The organism is Bifidobacterium pullorum DSM 20433, assembly GCF_000771405.1.
GTDB lineage: Bacteria > Actinomycetota > Actinomycetes > Actinomycetales > Bifidobacteriaceae > Bifidobacterium > Bifidobacterium pullorum.
Window position 1 is genome coordinate 62,310 of the sequence record NZ_JDUI01000009.1, and the last position, 22,606, is coordinate 84,915.

18 protein-coding genes and 2 tRNA genes are annotated in these 22,606 nt (G+C 66.0%); 11 read left to right on the plus strand and 9 right to left on the minus strand.

Annotated elements, in window-relative coordinates; translation table 11 throughout:
* The first annotated feature begins 41 nt into the window (after window positions 1–41).
* The 4 genes from OU11_RS05570 to OU11_RS05585 all read left to right on the plus strand — a co-directional run bounded on the left by OU11_RS05570 (window position 42) and on the right by OU11_RS05585 (window position 4,588).
* A tRNA-Pro gene (locus OU11_RS05570) sits at window positions 42–115 on the plus strand.
* 72 nt (window positions 116–187) lie between these two features.
* On the plus strand, window positions 188–1,360 hold the full coding sequence (locus tag OU11_RS05575; protein ID WP_033515111.1) for an MFS transporter: 1,173 nt from the start codon (window positions 188–190) through the stop codon (window positions 1,358–1,360).
* A gap of 391 nt (window positions 1,361–1,751) precedes the next feature.
* Window positions 1,752–3,926 (plus strand): DUF4037 domain-containing protein, encoded by a 2,175-nt coding sequence (locus OU11_RS05580; protein ID WP_081963484.1) that lies wholly within the window; start codon window positions 1,752–1,754, stop codon window positions 3,924–3,926.
* Between the two features lie 53 nt (window positions 3,927–3,979).
* Window positions 3,980–4,588 (plus strand): DUF4125 family protein, encoded by a 609-nt coding sequence (locus tag OU11_RS05585; protein ID WP_033515115.1) that lies wholly within the window; start codon window positions 3,980–3,982, stop codon window positions 4,586–4,588.
* Between the two features lie 62 nt (window positions 4,589–4,650).
* Here the strand turns inward: OU11_RS05585 and OU11_RS05590 are convergent, their stop codons facing one another.
* Both OU11_RS05590 and OU11_RS09425 read right to left on the minus strand, forming a co-directional pair.
* Complete coding sequence (locus tag OU11_RS05590; RefSeq protein ID WP_033515117.1) at window positions 4,651–5,349, minus strand: hypothetical protein; 699 nt, start codon at window positions 5,347–5,349, stop codon at window positions 4,651–4,653.
* Entirely contained in the window at window positions 5,342–7,198 is a 1,857-nt protein-coding gene (locus OU11_RS09425; RefSeq protein ID WP_033515119.1) for a PspC domain-containing protein, read from the minus strand. The genes OU11_RS05590 and OU11_RS09425 overlap by 8 nt, the downstream gene beginning before the upstream one ends.
* Window positions 7,199–7,312: 114 nt before the next feature.
* Here OU11_RS09425 and OU11_RS05600 point away from each other — a divergent pair, with 114 nt between their 5' ends.
* A complete protein-coding gene (locus OU11_RS05600) occupies window positions 7,313–8,686 on the plus strand; it encodes an ATP-binding protein (protein WP_081963478.1) in 1,374 nt (457 codons plus the stop codon).
* Window positions 8,679–9,452 carry a LuxR C-terminal-related transcriptional regulator gene (locus OU11_RS05605; protein ID WP_373869295.1) on the plus strand — a complete coding sequence of 258 codons (774 nt, stop codon included), beginning with the start codon at window positions 8,679–8,681 and terminating at the stop codon, window positions 9,450–9,452. The genes OU11_RS05600 and OU11_RS05605 overlap by 8 nt, the downstream gene beginning before the upstream one ends.
* A gap of 89 nt (window positions 9,453–9,541) precedes the next feature.
* Here the strand turns inward: OU11_RS05605 and OU11_RS05610 are convergent, their stop codons facing one another.
* The 5 genes from OU11_RS05610 to serS form a co-directional block, all read right to left on the minus strand.
* Window positions 9,542–11,035: a galactose-1-phosphate uridylyltransferase gene (locus OU11_RS05610; protein WP_188599649.1), complete on the minus strand. Its 1,494-nt coding sequence runs from the start codon at window positions 11,033–11,035 to the stop codon at window positions 9,542–9,544.
* A complete protein-coding gene (locus OU11_RS05615) occupies window positions 11,032–12,108 on the minus strand; it encodes a phosphotransferase enzyme family protein (protein ID WP_033515123.1) in 1,077 nt (358 codons plus the stop codon). Before OU11_RS05615 ends, OU11_RS05610 begins: the two co-directional genes overlap by 4 nt.
* Window positions 12,109–12,171: 63 nt before the next feature.
* Window positions 12,172–12,789 (minus strand): HAD family hydrolase, encoded by a 618-nt coding sequence (locus OU11_RS05620; protein WP_033515125.1) that lies wholly within the window; start codon window positions 12,787–12,789, stop codon window positions 12,172–12,174.
* 115 nt (window positions 12,790–12,904) lie between these two features.
* Window positions 12,905–12,989, minus strand: a tRNA-Ser gene (locus OU11_RS05625).
* A gap of 94 nt (window positions 12,990–13,083) precedes the next feature.
* Window positions 13,084–14,370 (minus strand): serine--tRNA ligase, encoded by a 1,287-nt coding sequence (serS, locus tag OU11_RS05630; protein WP_033515127.1) that lies wholly within the window; start codon window positions 14,368–14,370, stop codon window positions 13,084–13,086.
* Window positions 14,371–14,491: 121 nt separating this feature from the next.
* Here serS and OU11_RS05635 point away from each other — a divergent pair, with 121 nt between their 5' ends.
* From OU11_RS05635 to rpiA, 4 genes are all read left to right on the plus strand, one after another.
* Entirely contained in the window at window positions 14,492–15,610 is a 1,119-nt protein-coding gene (locus OU11_RS05635; RefSeq protein ID WP_169743501.1) for a diacylglycerol/lipid kinase family protein, read from the plus strand.
* Between the two features lie 44 nt (window positions 15,611–15,654).
* Entirely contained in the window at window positions 15,655–17,331 is a 1,677-nt protein-coding gene (gene pgm, locus OU11_RS05640; protein WP_033515131.1) for a phosphoglucomutase (alpha-D-glucose-1,6-bisphosphate-dependent), read from the plus strand.
* Between the two features lie 647 nt (window positions 17,332–17,978).
* Window positions 17,979–19,073, plus strand: coding sequence for a ribonuclease H family protein (locus OU11_RS05645; RefSeq protein ID WP_033515133.1), 1,095 nt, complete (start codon window positions 17,979–17,981; stop codon window positions 19,071–19,073).
* A 206-nt stretch (window positions 19,074–19,279) separates the two neighbouring features.
* Entirely contained in the window at window positions 19,280–19,978 is a 699-nt protein-coding gene (gene rpiA / locus OU11_RS05650) for a ribose-5-phosphate isomerase RpiA (RefSeq protein WP_033515135.1), read from the plus strand.
* A gap of 295 nt (window positions 19,979–20,273) precedes the next feature.
* Here rpiA and OU11_RS08980 read toward each other — a convergent pair whose 3' ends face one another.
* Window positions 20,274–20,363 carry a 30S ribosomal protein bS22 gene (locus OU11_RS08980; RefSeq protein ID WP_004268639.1) on the minus strand — a complete coding sequence of 30 codons (90 nt, stop codon included), beginning with the start codon at window positions 20,361–20,363 and terminating at the stop codon, window positions 20,274–20,276.
* 93 nt (window positions 20,364–20,456) lie between these two features.
* Window positions 20,457–21,068, minus strand: coding sequence for a hypothetical protein (locus OU11_RS05655; RefSeq protein ID WP_033515137.1), 612 nt, complete (start codon window positions 21,066–21,068; stop codon window positions 20,457–20,459).
* A gap of 128 nt (window positions 21,069–21,196) precedes the next feature.
* Here OU11_RS05655 and radA point away from each other — a divergent pair, with 128 nt between their 5' ends.
* Window positions 21,197–22,600, plus strand: coding sequence for a DNA repair protein RadA (gene radA / locus OU11_RS05660; protein WP_033515139.1), 1,404 nt, complete (start codon window positions 21,197–21,199; stop codon window positions 22,598–22,600).
* Window positions 22,601–22,606: the final 6 nt, after the last annotated feature.

Here is a 22,606-nt window from a genome sequence, read left to right on the forward strand (position 1 = left end):
TTGTCGACGGTTTCGTTGTATTATCTTCTGCGTTGCCAAAACGGGCTGTAGCGCAGCTTGGTAGCGCGCTTCGTTCGGGACGAAGAGGCCGCGGGTTCAAATCCCGCCAGCCCGACAACTCAAAGGGAATCACTGGTTACAGTGATTCCCTTTTTCCATGGTTAGGCAATATCCAAGGAACAACGGTATGAAAAGAAGCATCCTGGCCCTGGCCTCGGGCGCGTTCGTGCTCGGCGCCGCGGAATTCGTGATGATGGGCATCCTGCCCCAGGCCGCCGCGGCGATGGGCGTGGACATCCCCACCGCCGGCAACTACATCTCCTCCTATGCGATCGGCGTGTGCATCGGCACGCTGATGCTGGTCTTCGGCCGCCGCGTGCCGCCGAAGAGGCTCATCGTCCTGTTCATGGCGATCGCGCTCGCCGGCAATCTGCTCAGCGCCGTGTCGTTGAATTCGCCGATGCTCATCGCGGCGCGCTTCATCGCCGGCCTGCCCCACGGCGCCTTCTTCGGCACCGCCACGCTCATCGCCAAGACCTTGGCCGACAAGGGCAAGGAGGCGCAGGCCGTCTCGATGATGGTGACCGGCCAGACCGTGGCGAATATGCTCGGCGTGCCGGCGGGCACGATGATGGCCGAGTTCATGTCCTGGCGTCTGGCCTTCGGCATTCTGGCGGCGTGGGCCGCCATGACGGTTGTGCTGGTGCTGACGTGGGTGCCGCGCGTCGAGCCGATTCGGGATGCGGGCCTGGCCGGCCAGTTCCGGTTCCTCAAAAAGCCCGGCCCGTGGATGGTGCTGATCGCCGTGTTCACCGGCAACGCCGGCATCTTCTGCTGGTGGAGCTACGTGTCCCCGTGGCTGACCGAGGTGGGCGGCTATGCGTCGGGCGTGGTGCCGCTGCTGATGATGCTCGCGGGCTTCGGCATGGTGGTCGGCGGTCTGGTCGGCGGCCGTATCTGCGACCGTTGGCGTCATGCGGGCACCGCCGCGCTCGGTCAGGCGGTCTCCGGCATCGGTCTGCTGTTCGTGTTCCTGGTTCCGGGTTCCCCGGTGATCTGCGCCATCCTGACCTTCTGGATCGCGTTCGGGTTGTTCTTCGTCTCCTCGCCGCAGCAGTTGCTGATGGCGGAGGCCGGCAAGGGCGGCGGCGAGCTGCTTGGCGGCGCCACCGTACAGGTGGCGTTCAACTTCGGCAATGCGGTCGGATCGATCATCGGCGGCGCCATGCTGACCGTCTCCGGCATGAACTACCACTACCCCGCACTCGGCGGTCTGCCGCTGGCGGTGATCGCCGTGGCGCTGCTGGCGATTTTCTCCCGCCTTTACGAAGGCCAGAAATCCTCAAGACAGCGGCAATGACGGTTATGTAGGCAGTTCAGCGCTGATGTAGGCGGCCCGTGGAGAGGTACCTTCCACGGGCCGCCTTGATATTCCGCCGTCGCCAACAGCCACTGTCGCCGACGACCTGCCTACTTAACGCGAAATCTGCTCACTAAACGCCGCCGGCAACCGTACACTGGTCGTATCAAGGCAAGGAGCGGGCATGAATGAGGATGCGCTGAAGGCAGCACTGGCCGCGTGGGCCAATGGCGAGGATGGACACGATAGATCAGAGTCCGGTAATGGGACGGGGGCCGGCGAGCGGGCCAACTCGAGCGCCCGTAATGACTCAGGCATAGTTGGCCACTCGAATGTGTTCGGTGGCTTGGGCGTGCGTGACGACTCCGGGGAGCCGGATGATGCCGAGGAGATGGAGGCTGAGGCGGAACCGACGGCGTCGTTTGATGTGAATGCGTTTCTTGTGGGGCTGGACACAATCTTCGACGCCCATGAAGGCGCGACCAAGGCCGAACCGTATCTGCTGCGGGCCATGAGCGACGCCGAGAACGCGGGCGACAACGCCGGATTGCTGACGGTGCTCAACGAGACGATGGGCTTCTACCGTTCCCAGGGCCGGCACGAGGACAACCAGTGGATCGTGCAGCGTGCCATCGAGCTGGCGCTGCGCATGCGGCTGGAGGGCACGGAGGCCTGGACCACCACGCTGATTAACGCGGCCACCAGCATGCGGGCCGCCGGCAAATACGACCAGGCCGAGGACCTGTACCACCAGGCCATCGACTCGGCCAAAACCACGCTCTCCCCCACCGACCGGCGCATGGCCGCCCTGCATAACAACCTGTCCATGCTCTACAGCGAGACCGGCCGCCCCGAGCAGGCCGAACACGAGCTGGAAGCGGCGTTGCAGGTGCTGCAGTCCTCCAGTGTGGATCCAATGAAGGATATCGACATCGCCGCCACGCATACGAATATCGCGCTGATCCTGCTGGAGCTGATGCCGTCAACGAGTGGAGGCGCCGACACCGACGCCACCGCCAGGGATGCGACGCCACCGGTTGCGCGCCCATCCTCCACAGCCGGCGCATCACACGGAACGGACGGCGCGCCGTCGCCGGCGACCTCCGAAGGTGCCGAACTCCACGAAGCGATGCGCCACGCCCGGCTTTCCCTGGAGATCTATCGCGACGCCGGTCAGGAGCATACCGGACATTACGCTTCGGCCCTGGCCGGATACGCGCAGGTTTGCCTGGCCGCCGGCCGCGCCGCCGAAGCCGTGCAGCGCTACCGCCAGGCGCTGTCGGTCATCGAGGAGAACTACGGCAGGGACAACGACTATTACCGCATCACCGCCGCCAACCTCGTTCAGGCACAGGAGCGGGCCGACGCGCAGCGTCAGGTTCCCGCCGAAACCACCTCGGATGACGCCGTTCCCGAAACCGGTGCGCATACAACAGCGACGGCGGCGGGTTCCACAACCTGCTCCGCGCCCGGCACCACCATGTCCGACAACGCGGCGTCGCCCAATGCCTCGGCCCCGGCCTTGGCGCCGTCAGCCACCGCACCGGCGCGCACGCTCTCCGGTCTCAAGCTGGCCCGCACCTGCTGGCAGGAGTACGGCAAGCCGCTGATCGCCGAACGCTACCCCGAATATCAGGGCCGCATCGCGGCCGGCCTGGTCGGGCATGGTTCGGAATGCTACGGTTTCGACGACGGCCTCTCCCACGACCACGACTTCGGTCCCGGCTTCTGCCTGTGGCTCACCGATGAGGATTACGCGGCGATCGGGGAACGTTTGCAGGCCGATTACGACGCGCTGCCGGACACGTTCATGGGCTTCGGCCCGAAGGTGCAAACCGCCCGCGCGCAGGGTGCCGGCCGCCGTGTCGGTGTGTTCCGCATCGGCGATTTCTTCGAGGCGATCACCGGCTACCGTCAGGCGCCGCCCGCCGACAGTCCGCATGAGTGGCTGATGCTTGATGAGCCGACGTTGGCCGCGGCCACGAACGGCGAGGTGTTCGCCGACCCGTTGGGCGCGTTCTCGAAAACCCGCCAAGGGTTCAAGCTCATGCCCGAGGACGTGCGCCTGTCGTTGATCTCCCGGCGTTTGGGGATGATCGCGCAGGCCGGTCAGTACAACCTGCCGCGGATGCTGCAACGCGGCGACGGTGCGGCCGCCTGGTGCGCGATCAACGAGTTCGCCGAGGCCGCGGCGTCTCTGGTGTTCCTGATCAATACGCCGGTTTCCGCCGGCTATATGCCGTACTACAAGTGGCGGTTCGCCGCGTTGCGCCGCCTGTCGCGCCGCATGGCCGCCCGCCTGCCGCAGGTGTGCGCGCAGTTGGAGGATGTGCTGCGGTTGGCATCGGCGGCATGCTTCGGCGGCGTCGGGTTCGGCGAGGGCGGCAAGGGGTCCGCACCGGCCGCGGCGCAGGTGGATTCGACCGTTGCAGCGATCTGCGCGGCCATCGTGGCCGAACTCAACCGCGAGGGCCTGACCGACTCCGAGGAGACGTTCCTGGAGTGGCAGCGGCCCTATATAGAGGAGCATATCGAGCACAAGGCCGCCTGTCTGGTGAGCCTGTAGCCGGCTTCGGCGGCCTGATGCAACCACACTGAAATCGTAGGAAAGGAGCGGTCATGGATCTTGTCGAAGAGGTCATCCGCCATGAGTGGGACCAATTCCAGCGCACCGAGAACGAGGGCGGCCGCGCCGCCTGCCAGGGCAATTGGCCGATGTTCCATCAGATGCGGGCCAGCCAGTTCATGACCTGGCCCGAGGACCTGCTGCGCAGCTACCTGGACGATCTGACCGAGGCGGATATGGCGGGCCGCAACCTGGTGACCGAGAAGTACGCCCGCATGATGGCCTCCACCGCGCCGGACGAGTACCGCGAGCGCATCGAGCCGTTCATCCCGCGTCTGTCCGGCACACGCGTCGCGGATCAGGAGCGCGTCATCGCCGTGCAGGTGGCGTGGGCGCGCGACTTCCGCGAGCGCTACCCAAAGCTGGGCGCGGCGATGCGGGTGCTGACCACGGCCGAGGACACGCCGGCGGATACGTCGTTCGAAACCTATCTGCGTGGCGAACTGGGCACGTATTCGGACCGCACGTTGGCACGGTATGCGGCGATGGTGGAGGATCTGCGCGACGCCGGCCGCAATCTGACCGAGGAGACGGTGCTCAACACCGTGCGCCTGGGCGGGTTCGCCGACCTCGATGAGGCTGAGGCCGCTCAGGCCGCATAACGGGCGAGCCGTACGGCACACACCCGCGTTCGTCGGAAAGCCCCGTCAAGGCATGTACGAGGTCATGCCCGGGGTGCGTCGTCCTTATGCCGCATGGAGCCGACGATTCGCGCCACCGCCCATATGACGGAGACGAGGATCAGCAGTCCGCCGATGATGCCGCAGACGATTGCCACGATGGCACGCGGATCCGCCCCGAAACCGGACAGGACCGTCGTTGGGAAACCGATGCCGAGGCCCAAGGCCGCAGCGCCGATCAGGATCAACAGCACGCCGAAGACGATGGTGGCCGCACTGGGACCGGTTTTGCGGATCACCGGACGTTCGTTGGGCGTCTCCACCGGCACCTGCACGTAGGCGGGCGCGGTCGGGGCGCCACCGGCGGCGGTCTGCGATGGCGGCGCGGTGCTGTACAGCGGCACCTGCTGCGGCATCGTGGCGGACTCCGGTTCCGGAACCTGTCCAGATTGCGGCGCATCGGCTGTTGCGTTCCGTGTCGGCTCGACTTGCGGCATCGCCTGCGTGGATGCGGGGTCCACCCATATCGTCTCGGCGGGCGCGTCATTCACCGGCATCGCTTCAGTAGGGGCGGAATCCACCGGCATCGCCTCAGTGGAGGCAACATCCACCGGAATCGTCTGCGTGGGGGCGGCGGTTTCCGGCAGTTCGCGGGTCTCCGCCACCGGCATGGCCTGGGTATCCGCGTCATCCGTTTGCGGGATGACCGGGGTTTCCGACTCGTTGCGGATCTCGTCACTCATGGCTGTCCTCCGTGTGCGATTCCGCCCACTCCTGGTAGGTGGGCAACGTGTTCTGGTACTCGTACTGCACGACGACCTGTCCCATCACGGCCGCGTCGACGTCGATACACAGTTCCGGGGATGCCACCGCCTTGGGATTGCCCTGATCGAACGGCCAGTACAGAGGTTCGCCGTCATAGTCCGCGTCCAGCCAGGGCGGGCTCATGCTGGAGGCGCCCAGCCACTGTCCGTTCACGGTATTCGGCAGGTATATCCCGACCATATTCCACGGCGACGTTGCGGCCGCCCACAGGCTGCCGAAGGCATCGACGCCCTCATACCAGAACGACTCGCCGGTCAGCTGCCAGGAGCAGCCGTCCGGGATCGTGACCACCACGCTGGTACGGTACGGCATCACCCGGATGGTGCCCGTGGGGCAGCTTGAGGTGGCGGTGGCGCCGTTGTTGAGCGTGACCTCATGGCTGCCGTTGTCCTCGGCATAGTCGCTCAGGTCGATGTGCAGGACGTCGTCGATGCTGTCGCCCTCCATCCACAGCCCATCCTCAAGACGCTGCATGGTGGCTTTGTCGGAGCCGATGACGTCGAACCCGTGCACCTGAATGTCCGGATCCAAGCCGGAACCGTCGGCATACGCGTATTCCGCGCGCATCTGCATCATCCTCTGGAACAGCATCGAATACGCCAGCCCGCCGAATGCCAGGACGATCGCCAGGAACGCCGCCAGCCACGCGAACGGGTGCAGGCCACCGGCTCGCCGTCCGATGCAGCCGAGAATCACGATGATCAGGCCGATTACGGCACAGACGCCGCCGATCCAGACCAATCCCCCGCCCAGCAATGTCTCCAGGTCCGCTTGCGAACCGGACCACGAGAACATCATGCAGGCGAACGACAGGAAGATCAGTCCGGTGACGATCAGCACCAGCAGCGGACCGGCCGGCTTGCGGCGAGCGACGCGCGGCTTGGGAGGCTGCTGCGGGGCGCGATAGGGCGAGGTCATCATCGGCGGCACCGCCGTCGATGCGACCGGGACGGCCCCGGTCGGAGCACCCGCCGGGACCTCGCCCGTGGGCATACCGCCGGCCGGTCCCGCACCGGTCGGCACGCCGCCTGCAGCCATACCGGTCGGTACGCCGGACGCAGCCATACCGTTCGGCACGCCGGACGCCCCCATACCGTCGGCCATCCCCATACCGTCGGCCATCCCCATACCGTCGGCCATCCCCATATGCGAAGACGTGGCGGAGGGTTCCGCCCCGACCGACACGGGCTTCTCCGACCACTCCGGATGATTCTGCCGCGCCGACGGCTGCGCCCATCCGGTCGTCTCCGACCGTACGGACGGCGCAGGCTGCGACTGCGCGAATGAAGCGGACTGCCGCGTCGACGGCGCAGGCTGTGGATGGTATGACGGGTCAGCCCATTGCGCGACGGCACGTTTCAGGTTGCGCCGTCCGGCCTGCTCGACGACCAGCCACAGGCAGAACACCCCGACGCACACGCCGAACAGCCATACGGGCGGCCAGAAGATCAGGCAGAACAGTCCCAGCGCCACACCGAGGCAGGACCAATCCCAGCGCCCTGCCAGCAGATCCTCGCACAGGATCCGCCCGTCGCGTTCGTCCGGCAGCAGGAACCAGGCGAGCGCATAGAACACCGCGCCGATGCCGGCCACGAACGCGGCGCCGATCATCAGCGCGCGCACCAGCAGCGGACTCCAGCCGAGATAGCGGCCCAATCCGCCGCACACGCCGCCAATCCATCGCTCGTCGTCGCTGCGGACCAGACCGCTTTCACGAATCCATTGGAAGAACCGGTCCGAATACCGGTCGTCATCTGTCTTGTTCATGTTTCCATTACACCAACCCGAGGCGGCGAACCGTATCGGGGAACACCCTGAACCTTCCCTGAACGTCGGCCGAATCACCCTTGTTCCGCCGTTTCGCCGGGCACAATGGAAGACATGAGCGAACCGTTTGTCCAGTACCAGATGCCGTGGCCGGCGAACCCGCAGCCGCTGCGCCCGGCCGCGTTGCCGCTGATGCGCCCGAAACAGGGGCGTTGGCTGTGCGGTGTATGCCGGGGCATCAGCCTGCATCTGGGTGTGTCCGTGGCGCTGGTCCGGTTGCTGTTCGCCGCCGCGACGCTCGCGTTCGGCGCCGGCGTGGTGATGTACGTCTTTCTGTGGCTGATGATGCCGGTGGGCGATCCGGTGGCGGAAGCCGAAGCGCAGCGTCGCAAGACGGCCGAAACGCCGTTGTCACGCGGCAATGTCGGGGCGCGGGGTGGGTCGAACACGGCCGCCGCCGAGACCGACCCGCTGCGGGCCGCGGAACACGACGAATCCTCGGAAAGCCTGGCCGCGGCCATCGCCCGCGCGCCGAAGCCGGCGCTGGTGGCCATGGCGGGTCTGCTGCTGCTTATCATCAGCGCGCTGATGGCGGCCACCGGCATCGACTCCCTGTATATCCTGCCGATCATGCTCGAGTTGGGCGGACTGGCCGTCTCCTGGCTGTGGTTCAACCAGGAGGAGGGCCAGTTCAGGGCCATGCTCGGCGGCATTGCGCTGATCGTGCTGGCGTATATGGTGTTTGTGGGCAGTACGACCGGCTACGGCTGGACGTCGCCACGCGTGCTGATCGTCGGCGGACTGGCCGCCATGGTCGGCGTGGTGCTGGCGATTGTGCCGTGGATCAACTCCCTGGTTCGCAGCCTCGCCACCGAACGCGCCCTCAAGGAACGCGAGGAGGAACGCGCCGACATGACCGCGCATCTGCACGACGGCGTGCTGCAGACACTGGCGCTGATCCAGCTGCACGCCGCCGAATCTCAGACCGTGTTCTCGCTCGCCCGGCAACAGGAAAGGGAACTGCGCGACTGGCTGTATCAGGACCGTACGCCGTCGGAGCGCTCGGTGAGCGCCGGATTGAAGCAGATCGCGGCCGAGGTGGAGGATGAGCACGGCAAGCCGATCGAGGTGGTGACCGTGGGCGACGCGCAGCCCAGCGCCCAGACCGATGCGCTGCTTGATGCCGCGCGACAGGCGCTGGTCAACGCGGCCACGCACGGCGGTGAGCCGATTTCCGTGTATTGCGAAGCGTCGGGCGGTACCGTGGAGGTGTTCGTGCGCGACCATGGCGAGGGATTCGACGTTCACGCCGTGCCCGAGGACCGGCTCGGCATCCGCGAATCGATTGTGGGCCGGATCAAACGCCGCGGCGGCACGGTGGAGATCGTGTCGCGCCCCGGCTGGGGCACCGAGGTGCGTATGCACATGCCGGTGGTCGGCATGGCCGAGGAACGGAATACCAAGGGAATGGAAGGCGATCATGACTGATATGGGCCAGCAGCGAGGCGGGAACGGCCACATCACGGATGGCGTGCTCTGTGCCAGTGGCACCGACACCACTGCCGATGCCACCGTCGACGACGCGGTGCCGACCGCCGAGCGCTCGATCAGGGTGGCCGTGGTCGACGACCATGAGATGTTCCGTGCGGGGGTCATCGCCACGCTGCAGCCGTATTTCACCATCGTCGGGCAGGCCCCCGATGTGGAGGGCTCGATAGCGATGATCGCCGACACCCTGCCGGATGTGGTGCTGCTCGATGTGCATGTGCCGGGCGGCGAGGGCGGCGGCGGTGCCGAGATTCTGACCAAATCGCTGCCGCTGTCTCCGCGTTCGGCGTTCCTGGCGTTGTCGGTCTCCGATTCGCCGCAGGATGTGGGCGCGGTAATCCGGGCCGGCGCGCGCGGCTATGTGACCAAAACCATCACCGGACATGATCTGGTGTCGTCGATCCGCCAGGTGCATGAGGGGTATGCGGTGTTCTCCCCGAAACTGGCCGGGTTCGTGCTTTCGGCGTTCCAGGGGACGCCTCTGGGCGATGCGCCCGTGCACGACGACGAGTTGGACCGGCTGTCGGCCCGCGAGCAGGAGGTCATGCGGCTGATCGCCCGCGGCTACACCTACAAGGAGGTGGCTTCGGAGCTGTTCATCTCGATCAAGACGGTCGAAACGCACATGAGCTCCGTGCTGCGCAAGCTGCAGCTGTCCAACCGCACCGAGTTGACCCGTTGGGCGGCCGACCGGAGGATCGTCTGAAACCCGGGTTCGCACTACTTCGGGGTTCGGCAAACCGATTGGCGGAATTCCGGGCCTCGGCATCGAAAACCCCGAAGTAGTGCGAACCTCTATCCCAGAGCCTTGAGGAACTCCCTCAGTCGTTCCTTGGTCGCGAACACGGCCGTATTGCCCAGGATCCGCTCGCACACGCTCCCCAGTTCCCCACGAAGCGTTTCACGGATTGTTTCACGGTCGCGGCACCCACGCAACGCCGCGGTCATCTCGTCCCAGACCAAGGTGAATTCGCTCACGGCGTCCGGCAGTCCCCGCCCTTCCGCCAGGGCGTCCTCGATCATCCGCAACTGGCCCACCAGACGGCCGGGCAGGATGAACAGCCCCTGCGCCTCGATCAGGCCGATGGGCTCCTGCTTGACCGGATAATACTCCGGATGCGCATGGAAGACGCCGTCGGGATACTCATCGCTGACCGCGTTATTACGGAAGATCAGACTCATCTCATAGCCTCGTCCGGTGCGGATCACGCTCGGCGACACAGCCGACTGACGGTTGCCGTCCGCATCACGGCCGGCTATGCCGGATGCGGGATCGTCATAGTCGATCCACGCGCGGCGGATGAGGTCGGCGACCTCAACGATCTCGCCCCGGTCCCGGGAGACAACGCGCACCGCGCTGCCCGGCCAGTCGAGGATCTCCACAACCGCCTCGGGATGCCCCGCGAACCGCAGCGTATCCCACGCCGAGGCCTTGTGCATCGGCAGCAGTTCGCCGCCACCCTGGAAGTGGTCGTGGGCGAGCACCGACCCGCCGATGCGCGGCAGTGCGGCGTTGCATCCCAGGAAGTAACCGGGGAACCGGTCGACGAAGTCGAGCAGCTGCACGAACGTGTCGCGGTCGACGTGCATCGGTGTGTGTGCGGTGTTCACGCAGATGCCGTGTTCGTTGAAGTACCCGTATGGGGAGAACTGCCAGAACCACGGCTGCCCGCCGAGCGTGACCGGCATGGTGCGCAACGTGCGCTTGTTGCGGCCGGCGAAGCCTTCGTTCTCATGGCAGATCGTGCATTTCGGATATCCTCCGGCCACGGCGTTGCCGGCCGCGGCCTTGGCCATGGTCCTGAACTCCGGTTTGGCCAGGTTGATCGTGACGACCAGACCGTGCGAATCGAACCGTGGGTTGGCGTCGAGCTGGGCGCGTTTGACGTAGGTGTTGGCCACGCAATAGTCGTAGAACCACCGCATGCTCCCCATGCCGCCCCGTTCGCGCTCGATCGCGGCGAACCGGTCCTGCAGGTCGGCGGGACACCGGGAGAGCAGCCCCATCACGATGTCGGCCTGGATGGCGCCGTCCGCCGTCTCGAACAGGCCCGCCGCCGCGGCGGCCGTGCGGAAGCGGTCCAGCAGAACATTGATGTCATCCGTTTCCCCGGACGCGGCACCGTCACCGCCCGGCCCGACGGAGACGCCGTAGGAGTCCAGATTGTAGAGTTCCAGGATCCGGTTGCGGGTCCAATCCACATTGCGCGAATCGAGGTCGAGCCGGCGTACGGCATAGCCGATCAGCGCGTCGATGGCGGCGTAGGTCTCGTCCAACGCGCTCATCACGACAGCCTTTCCGCGACGTCCGCGACGATGGCCGCGATGTCGTCGGCCTGCTCCTCCATCTCCTGCACGAGCTTGATCTGCGTGCGGGCGCGCACCAGGTTGTGTTCGGGGTACCTGATGGCGAAGTAGGTGTCGCCGGCGAGGTAGTCGGCCAGGAACCGCATGCCGCATTCCAACGTCATCATGGTGCCGGCGCAGGGCAGTAGTTCGAGTTCGCTGGGCGTGATGCTCGGCAGCACCTTGCCCAGGAATCCCTCGGTGTAGGCGCGGAACAGCTCAGGGCTGAAGTGCACCTTGCCCAGGTCGCGTTCGTCCTCGAGCGCCGTGGAGGCGCCGAAGCGGATGGAGTCGCCGAAGTCGTAGAGCATCGACCCCGGCATGACCGTGTCCAGGTCGATGATCGCCCGCGCCGCATGGGTCTCGGCGTCCATCAGGATGTTGTTGAGTTTGGCGTCGTTGTGCGTCACGCGCAGCGGGACCGTGCCGTCGCACAGCCCGTCCACGATGGTTCCGTACCGGTCGGCGTGGTCCATGTAGAAGGCGATCTCGTCGCGGCAGCCGGCGGCGCGGCCCTTGACGTCCGTTGCGACCGCGGCTTTGAACGCCTCGAATCGGTGCGGGGTGTCGTGGAAGTGCGCGATCGTCTCGGTGAGCTGGGAGGCGTCGAAATCGGCGAGCTGGTTCTGGAATTCGCCGAAGGCGGCGCCGGCGCTGCGGAACGTGTCGGCGTCGGGCACGGCGTCATAGGAGATGGTGTGGGCGATGTACGAGAACATCCGCCAGGTACCGGAATCGGCCTTGACATATGATGCGCCGTCCCGGGTGCGGATGACCCGCATCGTCTCATGGCCGCGATCGAGCAGGAATCCGGTGACCAGCTCGATGTTGCGCATCAGTCCCTCGACATCGGGGAACACGTCGGTATTGATGCGCTGCAGCACGTAGCGCCGGTCGCCCGCGGACACCAGATACGTGGCGTTGATATGTCCCGACCTCAGACGCTTCACGACCCAAGCGCCGGTGGGTATGGCGAACTCGGCCGCGACGCGCGGCACATCCCCATCCGCAATCATGCCCGTATTCCTCCTTTCCGTGGTGCCGCCCCGTACACGCCCGGTCCGGGACGGCGCCGCCGTTCAGCGCGCCGACAGCGGTAACGCCCTCCGCAGATGATCGGCACCGGCGAACACCTCGCCGCCCATCCCCAGCTCGCGAGCGACGGCCACGTTGGCGGCCTTGTCGTCCACGAACAGCGTGGTCGCGGGATCGACGCCGAACCGGGCGATGGCCCTGCGGTAGATCTCGGGGTCGGGCTTGAGGACGCCCTCCTCGGAGGAGACAACCGTGTCTCGCAGCAGGTTCAGCTCGGGGAACAGCTCGTGGGCGGCCCAAACATACTTGGTGGTGAAGTTCGTCAGGCCCCACAGCCGGATGCCGGCGGCGTCCAGCTCCCGCAACAGGTCCCCCATGCCGGGCTGCATTCCCGCCAGCGCCATGCGCTGACGCTCGAAGTAGATGCGGAACACCCAGGCCACGGCCGGACCGTGTTCCACCTCATAGTCAGCCAGGATGCGCTCCTCGCTCCATCCCGAATCCGACAGACGGTCGTAGTACCGGAATCCGTGGGGGTCGTCGTCGCTGAAGAACATGTCGATGACACCGGGCGGGTACTGCCCCTCCAACGGGATGTGGGGACGCCAGTCCAGCAGCACGTCGCAGTAGTCGAAGATGATGTCGGTGATCGCTCCGGTCATGGGGTCCTCCAGCGATTCGCGGCCCCGCGGCCCGCCGGCGGACGGGGTCCGTCGGCTCCGGCATGGACCGGCCCGTCGATACGAAAACGGCCCCCATACAGGAGCCGTGATGAAGCGGGCAGAGCGAGATTCGAACTCGCGGAGGCTTGCACCTCAACGGTTTTCAAGACCGTCTCCTTAGACCGCTCGGACATCTGCCCTATGCGTCGAAACGACGCGACGAATCGCTAGTGTACAACGACCCGTGGAATCGGGAACGCCCCGCTTCGCGGCGGGGCGTTAGGACCGTTATGTTCAGGCCTCCCAGGTCGTCGGCTCGATGACCTCGCGGCCGCCCATGTACGGGCGCATGGCCTGCGGGATCACGATCGAACCATCCGGGTTCTGGTGGTTCTCGAGGATGGCCACAAGCCAACGGGTGGTGGCCAACGTGCCGTTGAGCGTGGCGACCGGACGGGTGCCGCCGTCGGCCACGCGCTCGCGGATGTTCAGACGGCGGGCCTGGTATTCGGTGCAGTTCGAGGTGGAGGTCAGCTCGCGATACTTGCCCTGGGTCGGCACCCAGGCCTCGCAGTCGAACTTGCGGGCGGCGGAGGAGCCCAGATCGCCGGCGGCGGTGTCGATCACGCGGTACGGCACCTCCACCTTGGCGAGCATCTCCTCCTCCATGGCCAGCAGGCGCTCGTGCTCCTTGTAGGAGTCCTCCTGACGGGCGTAGACGAACATCTCCACCTTGTCGAACTGGTGGACGCGGATGATGCCGGTCGTGTCCTTGCCGGCGGCGCCGGCCTCGCGGCGGTAGCAGGAGCTCCAGCCGCAGTAGCGCAGCGGGCCGTGCGACAGGTCCAGGATCTCGTCCTCGTGCATGCCGGCGAGCGCCACCTCGGAGGTGCCGACCAGGTACTGGTCGTCGGGCTCGCGCAGGCGGTAGATCTCGTCCGCATGGGAGTTGAGGAAGCCGGTGCCGCGCATGACCTCGGGGCGCACCAGCGTGGGGGTGATGGCCAGCGTGAAGCCGTTGGCCTCGGCCTGGTCGACGGCCATGGTCAGCATGGCGATCTGCATGCGCGCCACGGCGCCGCGCAGGAAGTAGAAGCGCGAGCCGGAGACCTTCGCGCCACGGCGGGTGTCGATGCCGGCCACCAGCGTGCCGAGCGCCATATGGTCCTTCGGCTCGAAGCCTTCGGCGGCGAAGTCGCGCGGGGTGCCGACTTTCTTGACGACCACGTAGTCGTCCTCGCCGCCCTCCGGGGCCTCGGACTCGACGATGTTCGACAGCTTCCACATGGCGGTGGTGTATTCCTCGGACGCCGCGTCGGCGGCGGCCTTGTATTCGGCGACCTTCTGGCTGAGCTCCTTGGTCTGGGCGATCAGCGCGGCCTTCTCGTCGGCCGGGGCGGCGGCGACCTTCTTGCCGATCTCCTTCTGCTGGGCGCGGGCGGCCTCGAACTCCTTGAGCGAGGCACGGCGCGTCTCGTCGGAACGCAGCACCTCGTCCACCAGTTCGACGGATTCGCCGCGCTTGCGCTGGGATTCGCGCACCACATCGGCATGTTCACGGATGAATTGGATATCAAGCATGGCTTTAAGACTAGTGCCGCAAGCCGACAGTGGCCGCCGTCCGTCCGCCATGCGTGCAGGTATCGTTGACGAACGCCGAAAACGGTCCGTCCCGGTCGCGCCGATATGAACAATGGAAACCATGCCTCAGTCCGTCCTCAACGTCATCATCGTGCTCGTCGTCATCGCGGCGCTCGCGTTCATCGCCGTCACCGCGGCCGTCACTGCCCGCAACCAGCGCAGGCGCAGGCTGGCCGCGGCCTTGGTGGACCGGCAGGAGGATGAGGTCCATTACGCGTTCATCATCAATCCCTCCAAACCGCAGGCCGAACAGTACCGCGAGCGTATCAAGGCGTTCTGCGCGACGCACGGTCTGCATGAGGTGCAGTTCATCGACACGCAGTTGGACAAGAGCGGCCGCGTCTGCGCGCAGGAGGCGCTGGAGGGAGGCGCCGACGTGGTGGTTGCCGTGGGCGGTGACGGCACGGTGCGCACGGTGGCGAGCGCGCTGTCCGGCACCGGCCATGCCCTGGGCATCATACCGATCGGCACCGGGAACCTGTTCGCCCGCAACATGGGCATTCCCGTGGATGATGTGGATGCGGCGCTGACCGTGGCCACATCGCACGGATCGAGACTCGTGGACATGGGGCGACTGACGATCCTCGACGACGAGCAGGAGGATCACGGCCATGCGTTCCTGATCATCGCCGGCATCGGCTTCGACGCCCAGATGATCGACGACACCGACCCCGAGCTCAAGAAGAACATCAGCTGGCTGGCGTACTTCGTGGGCGCGTTCAAGCATCTGTTCGCCCCGAAATACCGCGGCAGCGTATCCATCACCAGCGCGGACGGCTCCACCCACACCCGCACCAAGCTCACCTTCCGCACGCTGATGGCCGGCAACTGCGGGCAGATTCCCGGCTTCTCGCTGATGCCCGAGGCCAAATGGGATGACGGCATCCTCGATTTCGAGATCATCGACACCTCGGGCGGGCTGATTGGATGGGCGAACCTGTTCGGCGACGTGCTCCACCAGACCGTGACCGGCAAGGCGCAGCAGAGCCCGCTATCCACCAATTCCACCGTCGACCAGATCCAGGGCGTCAGCGCCGAAGTGCAGTTGGAGAAGCCCGCGCTGGCGGAGGTCGACGGCGATATCCTGCGCGAGACGAGCCATATCCGCTTCACCGTGGAACGGCAGGCCCTCACCGTGCGCGTGCCGGAAGGCCGGCCGTCCGAAACGCACAATATGTGACACCCCTGCCCCATTGACCCGAACATTCGTGGCACAATGGGGTCATGGTAGCAAATAATGCGGGTATGCCCGCCACCCCAGCAGATCTGATCAATGTCGACGAAGTCATTGGCAAGTACTATGACCTTGTCCCCGATCCGTCCGTCGCCGAGCAGCGCGTCTCCTTCGGCACCTCCGGCCACCGCGGATCGTCCCTGAAGACCTCGTTCAACGAGGCCCACATCGTGGCCATCACCCAGGCCATCGCCGAATACCGCAAGACCCAGGGCGTCACCGGTCCGCTGTACATCGGCCGCGACACCCACGCCCTGTCCGAGCCGGCATGGAAGACCGCCATCGAGGTGCTCGTCGCCAACGGCGTGCGCGTGCGCATCGATTCGCGCGACGACTTCACCCCCACCCCGGTCGTCTCCCAGGCCATCCTGACCCACAACCGCGCCGCGGACGGCACGCAGCGGTTCTCCGGCGAGGACCTGGCCGACGGCATCGTGGTCACCCCCTCGCACAACCCGCCCACCGACGGCGGCTTCAAGTACGACCCGCCGACCGGCGGCCCCGCCCCGGCCGAGGCGACCAACGCCATCGCCGCGCGCGCCAACGAACTGCTCGGCGATTACAAGAACGTCAAGCGCGTCCCGTTCGAGCAGGCCGTCAAGTCCGATCTGGTCGAACGTTTCGACTACCGCGACCACTACGTCTCCGACCTGGGCAACGTCATCGATTTCGACGTGATCCGCTCCTCGGGCGTGCGTCTGGGCATCGACCCGCTCGGCGGCGCGTCGGTGAACTACTGGCCGCTGATGAACGAGAAGTACGGCCTGACGATCGACGTGGTGCGCCCCGAGGTCGATCCGACCTGGAGCTTCATGACCATCGACCACGACGGCAAGATCCGCATGGACCCGAGCTCGACCTACGCCATGAAGGGCCTGGTCGACGAGCTCAACGCCGGCGCGTGGGAGAAGTACGACCTGGTCGGCGGCACCGATCCGGATGCCGACCGCCACGGCATCGTCTGCCCGAACTGGGGCGTGATGAACCCGAACCACTACATCGCCGTGTGCGTGGAGTACCTGTTCGGCGGCAACCGTCCGGGCTGGCCGGAGGGCGCCGGCATCGGCAAGACCCTGGTCTCCTCCTCGCTGATCGACCGCGTGGCCGCTTCCATCGGCGCCAAGCTGGTCGAGGTGCCGGTCGGCTTCAAGTGGTTCGTGGACCCGCTGTTCAAGGGCGAGGTGGCCTTCGGTGGCGAGGAGAGCTCCGGCATGAGCTTCCTGCGCATGGACGGCCGCGTGTGGACCACCGACAAGGACGGCCTGATCCCCGACCTGCTGGCCGCCGAGATCACCGCCAAGACCGGCAAGAACCCGGCCCAGCTGCATCAGGAGCAGGTCGAACGTTTCGGCGAGAGCTGGTACAAGCGCGTCGACACCCCGACCACGCTTGAGCAGAAGGCCAAGTTCGCGGCCCTGTCCGGCGAGGACGTGACCGCCACCCAGCTGGCAGGCGAGGACATCGAGGCCAAGCTGACCGAGGCGCCGGGCAACGGCGCGAAGATCGGCGGTCTGAAGGTGGTGACCAAGGACAACTGGTTCGCGGCCCGCCCGTCCGGCACCGAGAACATCTACAAGGTGTACGCCGAGTCCTTCGTCTCCCCGGAGGCGCTGGACAAGGTGCTCGAGGAAGCCACCGAGGTGGTCGACAAGGCCCTCGGCGAGTAATCCCCGCCACCGTCAAGGCAGCGATAAGGGGGCGCTCCCGACAGGAGCGCCCCCTTGCTTTAGTTGACGGTCTTTCACACAATATGACGGGTATGCCCGCCGCATGCCCTACCTTCCGGCTGTACGCCAACCGGGCCTATAGGAACTCAACCGAGAATGAGGCGCCGACCAACTCCCTGCCGGGGCTACCGTCCGCGACCACATGCCCAAACCGGAAGAGCCGCGGAATCCCGAAAACGAATCACAGGACATTCCACACCGTACCGTTGTGGTACGCAACCCCTGAGGCCCCTTCCGGAAGCTTCCGTACCACACCTCCGTGGTACGGAATCCACAACATCCCATTTCAGGACTTCCGTACCGTACCACTGTGGTACAAAACCACCAAAACCCCATCCGGAAGCTTCTGTACCGTACCACACAAGATTTCCGGAGAGAGAATCCTTGGAATTCCAACACTCTCTGAAACGCATCAAGCTTGTGGTACGGTACGGAACACCAAAAATCCGCATTCAGCGCTTGCGTACCACAATCATGAGGGTCCAACCACCCAAACCATGCCTTGCGTGTTCCCGGCCGTGCCAGCGCCGTGGCCGGGCCACACATGGGCACCATGTTCGACCGCACCTTGCCTTAGGGTGGGACGCATGACGATCACGGTTTCCACGGACGGCTCGGCGCTCGGCAACCCCAATGGCCCGATGGGATGGGCATGGGCAGACCATACGCCGCACGCCGGCGGCCAGCCCGGACATGACCACCCCGGCGACTGCGACGCGGGCGGCGCCACAAACGGCACCAACCAGATCGGCGAGCTGTGCGCGGTGCTGGAGGCGTTGCGCGCGCACCCGGGCAGCGAGCCGCTGGTCATCGAAACCGATTCGCAATACGCGATCAATTGCGCGACCAAGTGGGTGCACGGATGGAAGCGCAACGGATGGAAGAACAGCCAGAAGAAACCGGTCAAGAACGCCGCGCTCATCAAAGCCATCGACGCCGAACTGTCCGAACGCACCGGTTCGGTCAAGTTCGTATGGGTCAAGGGGCACGCCGGCAACGCCGGCAACGAGAAGGTCGACGAGCTGGCCCGCACATACGCCGCGGACTGCCGCAGCAAAGCCAGGGACGGCTATCTGCCGAGGGAGGGGTGGCAGTCGCTGATGTCCTCCGAGTACGCGGATGGGCTCGACGTCCCCAGCGACGCGCGGATGCTGCTCGATGGGGCCATCAGCGATATCGATTACCATCTGGGGCGCGGCCCGCAGGACGATGGCGGCGAGTCCCGACACACGCCGAGCCAGGACCGGCGACCGTCGCTGGCCGAGTTGCTGACCGGTCCGGAGGGGGTACCGGATTACCCGTTCGCCGACAATACGGATGACACACCCGGCACCGCCACAACCGACGCGTCACCGGAGGCAGACGAAACCGCCGACGACGACGCGACCCGGACCACTGTCGGCGACACAAGCCGGACCGCCATCGGGTCCCCCCGCGCCGCGGGACCTGGCGAGACACCCGACCCCTCCCCCGCACCGGTCTCAGGCGGAACCACCGTGCAACGTTCCCGGCCCGGGCTCACGGTGTCCGGTACGCTGCGGTTCTCGCCGCCGCCCGCCTCCTCCCCCACCTACAATGGGTCGCCCCGGTTCGTCCGCGGCGTCATCGAGGTCGAGGGATACGTGCAGGGCGATGGCATGCTCACGTTGGATGGAGCCGTGTTCCAGGTGCGGCGCGGCTGACCGCCTTCGGGCGCGGCTCATACCATGTCACCGGCCGCATGCCTTGTCCGTTCCCGTCTCCGCCGTCATCGGGTATGCCATTCGTGCAGCCGATTGGACGAATCATCGCAAACGTATGCATCGCGGCGCAACATCCGATACTATGGGGTACTGAGCTTCGGACCGTGTCGGGGTCCGGGGGAGAGTATCCGCCGAAGGAGCAGATTATGGATAAGGCACAGCAGGATGCGCTGAAGAAGGCGGCCGGCATCGAAGCCGCCAAGCTGATCGAGAACGGCATGATCGCCGGCCTGGGCACGGGTTCCACCGTCCGGTTCCTGGTCGACGAGCTCGGCCGCCGCGTACAGGAGGAGGGCCTGCAGTTCACCGGCGTCACGACTTCCCGCCGCACCCAGGAGCAGGCCGAGAGCTACGGCATCAAGATCGTGGACATCGACGATGTGGACCACATCGACGTGACCATTGACGGCGCCGACGAGGTGGACAACAACTTCAACGGCATCAAGGGCGGTGGCGCGGCCCTGCTGTGGGAGAAGATCGTGGCCGTCAACTCCAACAAGATCGTCTGGATCGTGGACGAGTCGAAGATCGTCGACACGATCGGCAAGTTCCCGCTGCCGGTCGAGGTGATCCCGTTCGGCGCCGGCCAGGTGATCAAGAAGTTCGAGGCCCGCGGATACAAGCCGGTGCTGCGTCTGGACGCCGAGGGCCAGCCGGTGCGCACCGACGAGAACAACTACGTGGTGGACCTGCATCTGGAGCGCATCGATCATCCGAAGGAGCTCGCCGAGGACCTGATCACCACCGTCGGCGTGGTGGAGCATGGCCTGTTCCTCAATATGGTCGACACCGTGATCGTGGGCGATCCGAACGGCCCGCGCGTGCTGACCAACGCGAACAAGTAACCCCTCGCATCCTGGACTCCGGTCCGTTCCGGCCGTGAACCATCCTCGCGTTTGCTGCGATTCCAACGGTTGACGACTTGTGTCAGAGTCACGATGTGTCACAGTCCGTTCCGGATGGCCTGAAACGGGTGTCCGGAACGGACCGGAACGGACCGGAACGGACTCAGCGTGGAGGTTTCCGCGCATCCCCCGTGTCCGAGAGGCGAACCGCCAGGGCACAGGGCGCCGGGAGCGGATATACAAAACCCCGCGGATCTGCGATCCGCGGGGTTTTCCATGCTCATCGAGCTCAAGACTACTTGCGCTGGTGACGAGTCTTACGCAGCAGTTTGCGGTGCTTCTTCTTGCTCATCCGCTTGCGGCGCTTCTTGATGACCGAACCCATCTCGAGCCTCCGTTCCTAAAGACGTAAAGATTGCAACTTGCCCAATAGTACACTGCTTCGGGGACTTTGCCTAATGACGGCTCCGCAATATGACTACAACGGGAACGCCATGTAGAAGTCCATCACCGCTTCCTCGGCGCCGGACGCACGGAACACGGCCGTGTCGTTCTGCCATACCGCCACGGCCTTGGTGTCGTCCGCCGCATCCACGCGGGCCACATAGCTGCCCTTCGTCTCGCCGGACACCTTGACGTCCCCGGCACCCAGCTCTTCCCCGGACAACGCGCCGGCCAGCGCATCATACTGCGCCTTGGCGGAATCCGCGGTGGACCACTGCGCCACCGTCAGCGTCACATCCTCGGCGGCCTCTCCGGTGGAATACGTCATCGTGTATTCCTCCAAGGGCGAGGCGTCGCTCCAGTCCGTGCTGGCGTCCGCCGCCGTACGGGCGAAGTTCAGCACCGAGTCCGGCATCGCCTTCAACAGTTCGGTGGCGTCCTCCGGCAACGCGACCGCGTCGATGCTCGGCGTGGACGGACGCTCGGCGACCTGCTCATTCTGCTGGTCCTGCTGACCCGCATCGTGGCGGATGGCCCACCCCGGCCACACGAAAGCCGACAGCACCGCGAGAATGATCACAACCGCCGCGGCCACGACCACGGCGACCAACTTGCCATGAGAAGAGGAACCTTGAGTATTCGACATGTTCCCGATTCTCTCACAGCCGCATGACGCAGCCACTGCCGATCACGGCGTTTTGCCCCGGAACGCCACAATCCCGCCCGCGGACACCGGGGCGGCGCCTTGTCGGCGAACACGGATAGCGTCGAAGCATGGCCAAGACGTCGACGCAATACGTATGTTCCGAATGCGGGTGGAACGGACCCAAGTGGTATGGCCGCTGCCCGGAATGCGGGCAATGGGGCACCGTGGAGGAGTTCCGCGAGGCCAAGGCCGTCGCGGGTACACGCACCGCCGCGCCCGGCCGCACCTCACGGACCACGGCGCTGCATGTCGGGGACGGCACCGCCACGCCGGTCACCGAGGTCGGCACCGAATCCGTACGCCGCCTGCCGACCGGATTCTCCGAGTTCGACCGGGTGCTCGGAGGCGGCATCGTACCGGGCTCGGTCACGCTGGTGGCCGGTGAACCGGGCATCGGCAAGTCCACACTGTTGCTGGAGACCGCCGGCATCATCGCCAAACATCAGCCGGAACGCACCGTGCTGTATATCTCCGGCGAGGAGTCGCAGGCGCAGGTGCGCATGCGGGCCGCGCGCATCGACGCGCTCAGCCCTAATCTGCTGCTGGCCTCCACCACCGACCTGGCAACCGTGCTGGGGCTCATCGAACGGGAACGTCCCGCGTTGGCCGTCGTCGATTCGGCGCAGACCATCGTCTCCCAGGAGGTCGATGGCATCTCCGGCGGCTCCACGCAGGTGCGCGAAGTGGCCAGCGCCCTGATCGACACGGCCAAAAGCCTGGATGTGCCGGTGCTGCTGGTCGGGCATGTGACCAAGGACGGTTCCATCGCCGGCCCGCGCACGCTGGAGCATCTGGTGGACGTGGTCTGCCAGTTCGAGGGCGATGCGCAGACCGCGCTGCGCATGCTGCGCGCCGTGAAGAACCGGTTCGGACCGACCGACGAGGTGGGCTGCTTCGATATGAGCGGCGAAGGCATCGAGGAGGTGTCCGATCCTTCCGGATTGTTCCTGTCCGACGCCGAAACGCCGGTGGAGGGTACATGCGTGACGTTCACGCTGGACGGGCACCGGAGTCTGCCGATCGAGGTGCAGGCACTGGTGACGAATTCGGTGCTGCCGACGCCCCGGCGCGCGGTCAATGGCGTGGACACGAACCGCATCGCCATGCTGGTGGCGGTGCTGTACCGGCATGGCCGGATCAATCTGCTGGGCAACGACCTGTATGTGTCCACCATCGCCGGCGGCCTGGCCAAAGAGCCGGCCTGTGATCTGGCGATTGTGGCGGCGCTGGCGAGCGCGGCCCGTTCCCAGCCGATTCCGCGCACGACCTGCGCGATCGGGGAGATCAGCCTGACCGGGCAGGTGCGTCCGGTCCCGCGGTTGGAGCATCGTTTGCGCGAGGCGGCGCGACTCGGCTTCACGACGGCCGTGGTGCCGCGGCTGCGCAAGCGTCTTTCGATTCCCGGACTGCGATTGGTCGAGGTGGATGCGCTGCGCGAGGCGCTCGATACGCTGGGCCTGACCGGTCGGTAGCAGCGT

Coding starts and splice junctions, on each gene's coding strand:
- OU11_RS09425 (WP_033515119.1), bottom strand. CDS start 7,198: ATGAACAAGACAGATGACGACCGGTATTCGGACCGGTTCTTCCAATGG.
- serS (WP_033515127.1), bottom strand. CDS start 14,370: ATGCTTGATATCCAATTCATCCGTGAACATGCCGATGTGGTGCGCGAA.
- OU11_RS05575 (WP_033515111.1), top strand. CDS start 188: ATGAAAAGAAGCATCCTGGCCCTGGCCTCGGGCGCGTTCGTGCTCGGC.
- OU11_RS05645 (WP_033515133.1), top strand. CDS start 17,979: ATGACGATCACGGTTTCCACGGACGGCTCGGCGCTCGGCAACCCCAAT.
- OU11_RS05590 (WP_033515117.1), bottom strand. CDS start 5,349: ATGAGTGACGAGATCCGCAACGAGTCGGAAACCCCGGTCATCCCGCAA.
- OU11_RS05600 (WP_081963478.1), top strand. CDS start 7,313: ATGAGCGAACCGTTTGTCCAGTACCAGATGCCGTGGCCGGCGAACCCG.
- OU11_RS05615 (WP_033515123.1), bottom strand. CDS start 12,108: ATGATTGCGGATGGGGATGTGCCGCGCGTCGCGGCCGAGTTCGCCATA.
- pgm (WP_033515131.1), top strand. CDS start 15,655: ATGGTAGCAAATAATGCGGGTATGCCCGCCACCCCAGCAGATCTGATC.
- rpiA (WP_033515135.1), top strand. CDS start 19,280: ATGGATAAGGCACAGCAGGATGCGCTGAAGAAGGCGGCCGGCATCGAA.
- OU11_RS05620 (WP_033515125.1), bottom strand. CDS start 12,789: ATGACCGGAGCGATCACCGACATCATCTTCGACTACTGCGACGTGCTG.
- OU11_RS05635 (WP_169743501.1), top strand. CDS start 14,492: ATGCCTCAGTCCGTCCTCAACGTCATCATCGTGCTCGTCGTCATCGCG.
- OU11_RS05655 (WP_033515137.1), bottom strand. CDS start 21,068: ATGTCGAATACTCAAGGTTCCTCTTCTCATGGCAAGTTGGTCGCCGTG.
- OU11_RS05605 (WP_373869295.1), top strand. CDS start 8,679: ATGACTGATATGGGCCAGCAGCGAGGCGGGAACGGCCACATCACGGAT.
- OU11_RS08980 (WP_004268639.1), bottom strand. CDS start 20,363: ATGGGTTCGGTCATCAAGAAGCGCCGCAAGCGGATGAGCAAGAAGAAG.
- OU11_RS05580 (WP_081963484.1), top strand. CDS start 1,752: ATGGAGGCTGAGGCGGAACCGACGGCGTCGTTTGATGTGAATGCGTTT.
- OU11_RS05585 (WP_033515115.1), top strand. CDS start 3,980: ATGGATCTTGTCGAAGAGGTCATCCGCCATGAGTGGGACCAATTCCAG.
- radA (WP_033515139.1), top strand. CDS start 21,197: ATGGCCAAGACGTCGACGCAATACGTATGTTCCGAATGCGGGTGGAAC.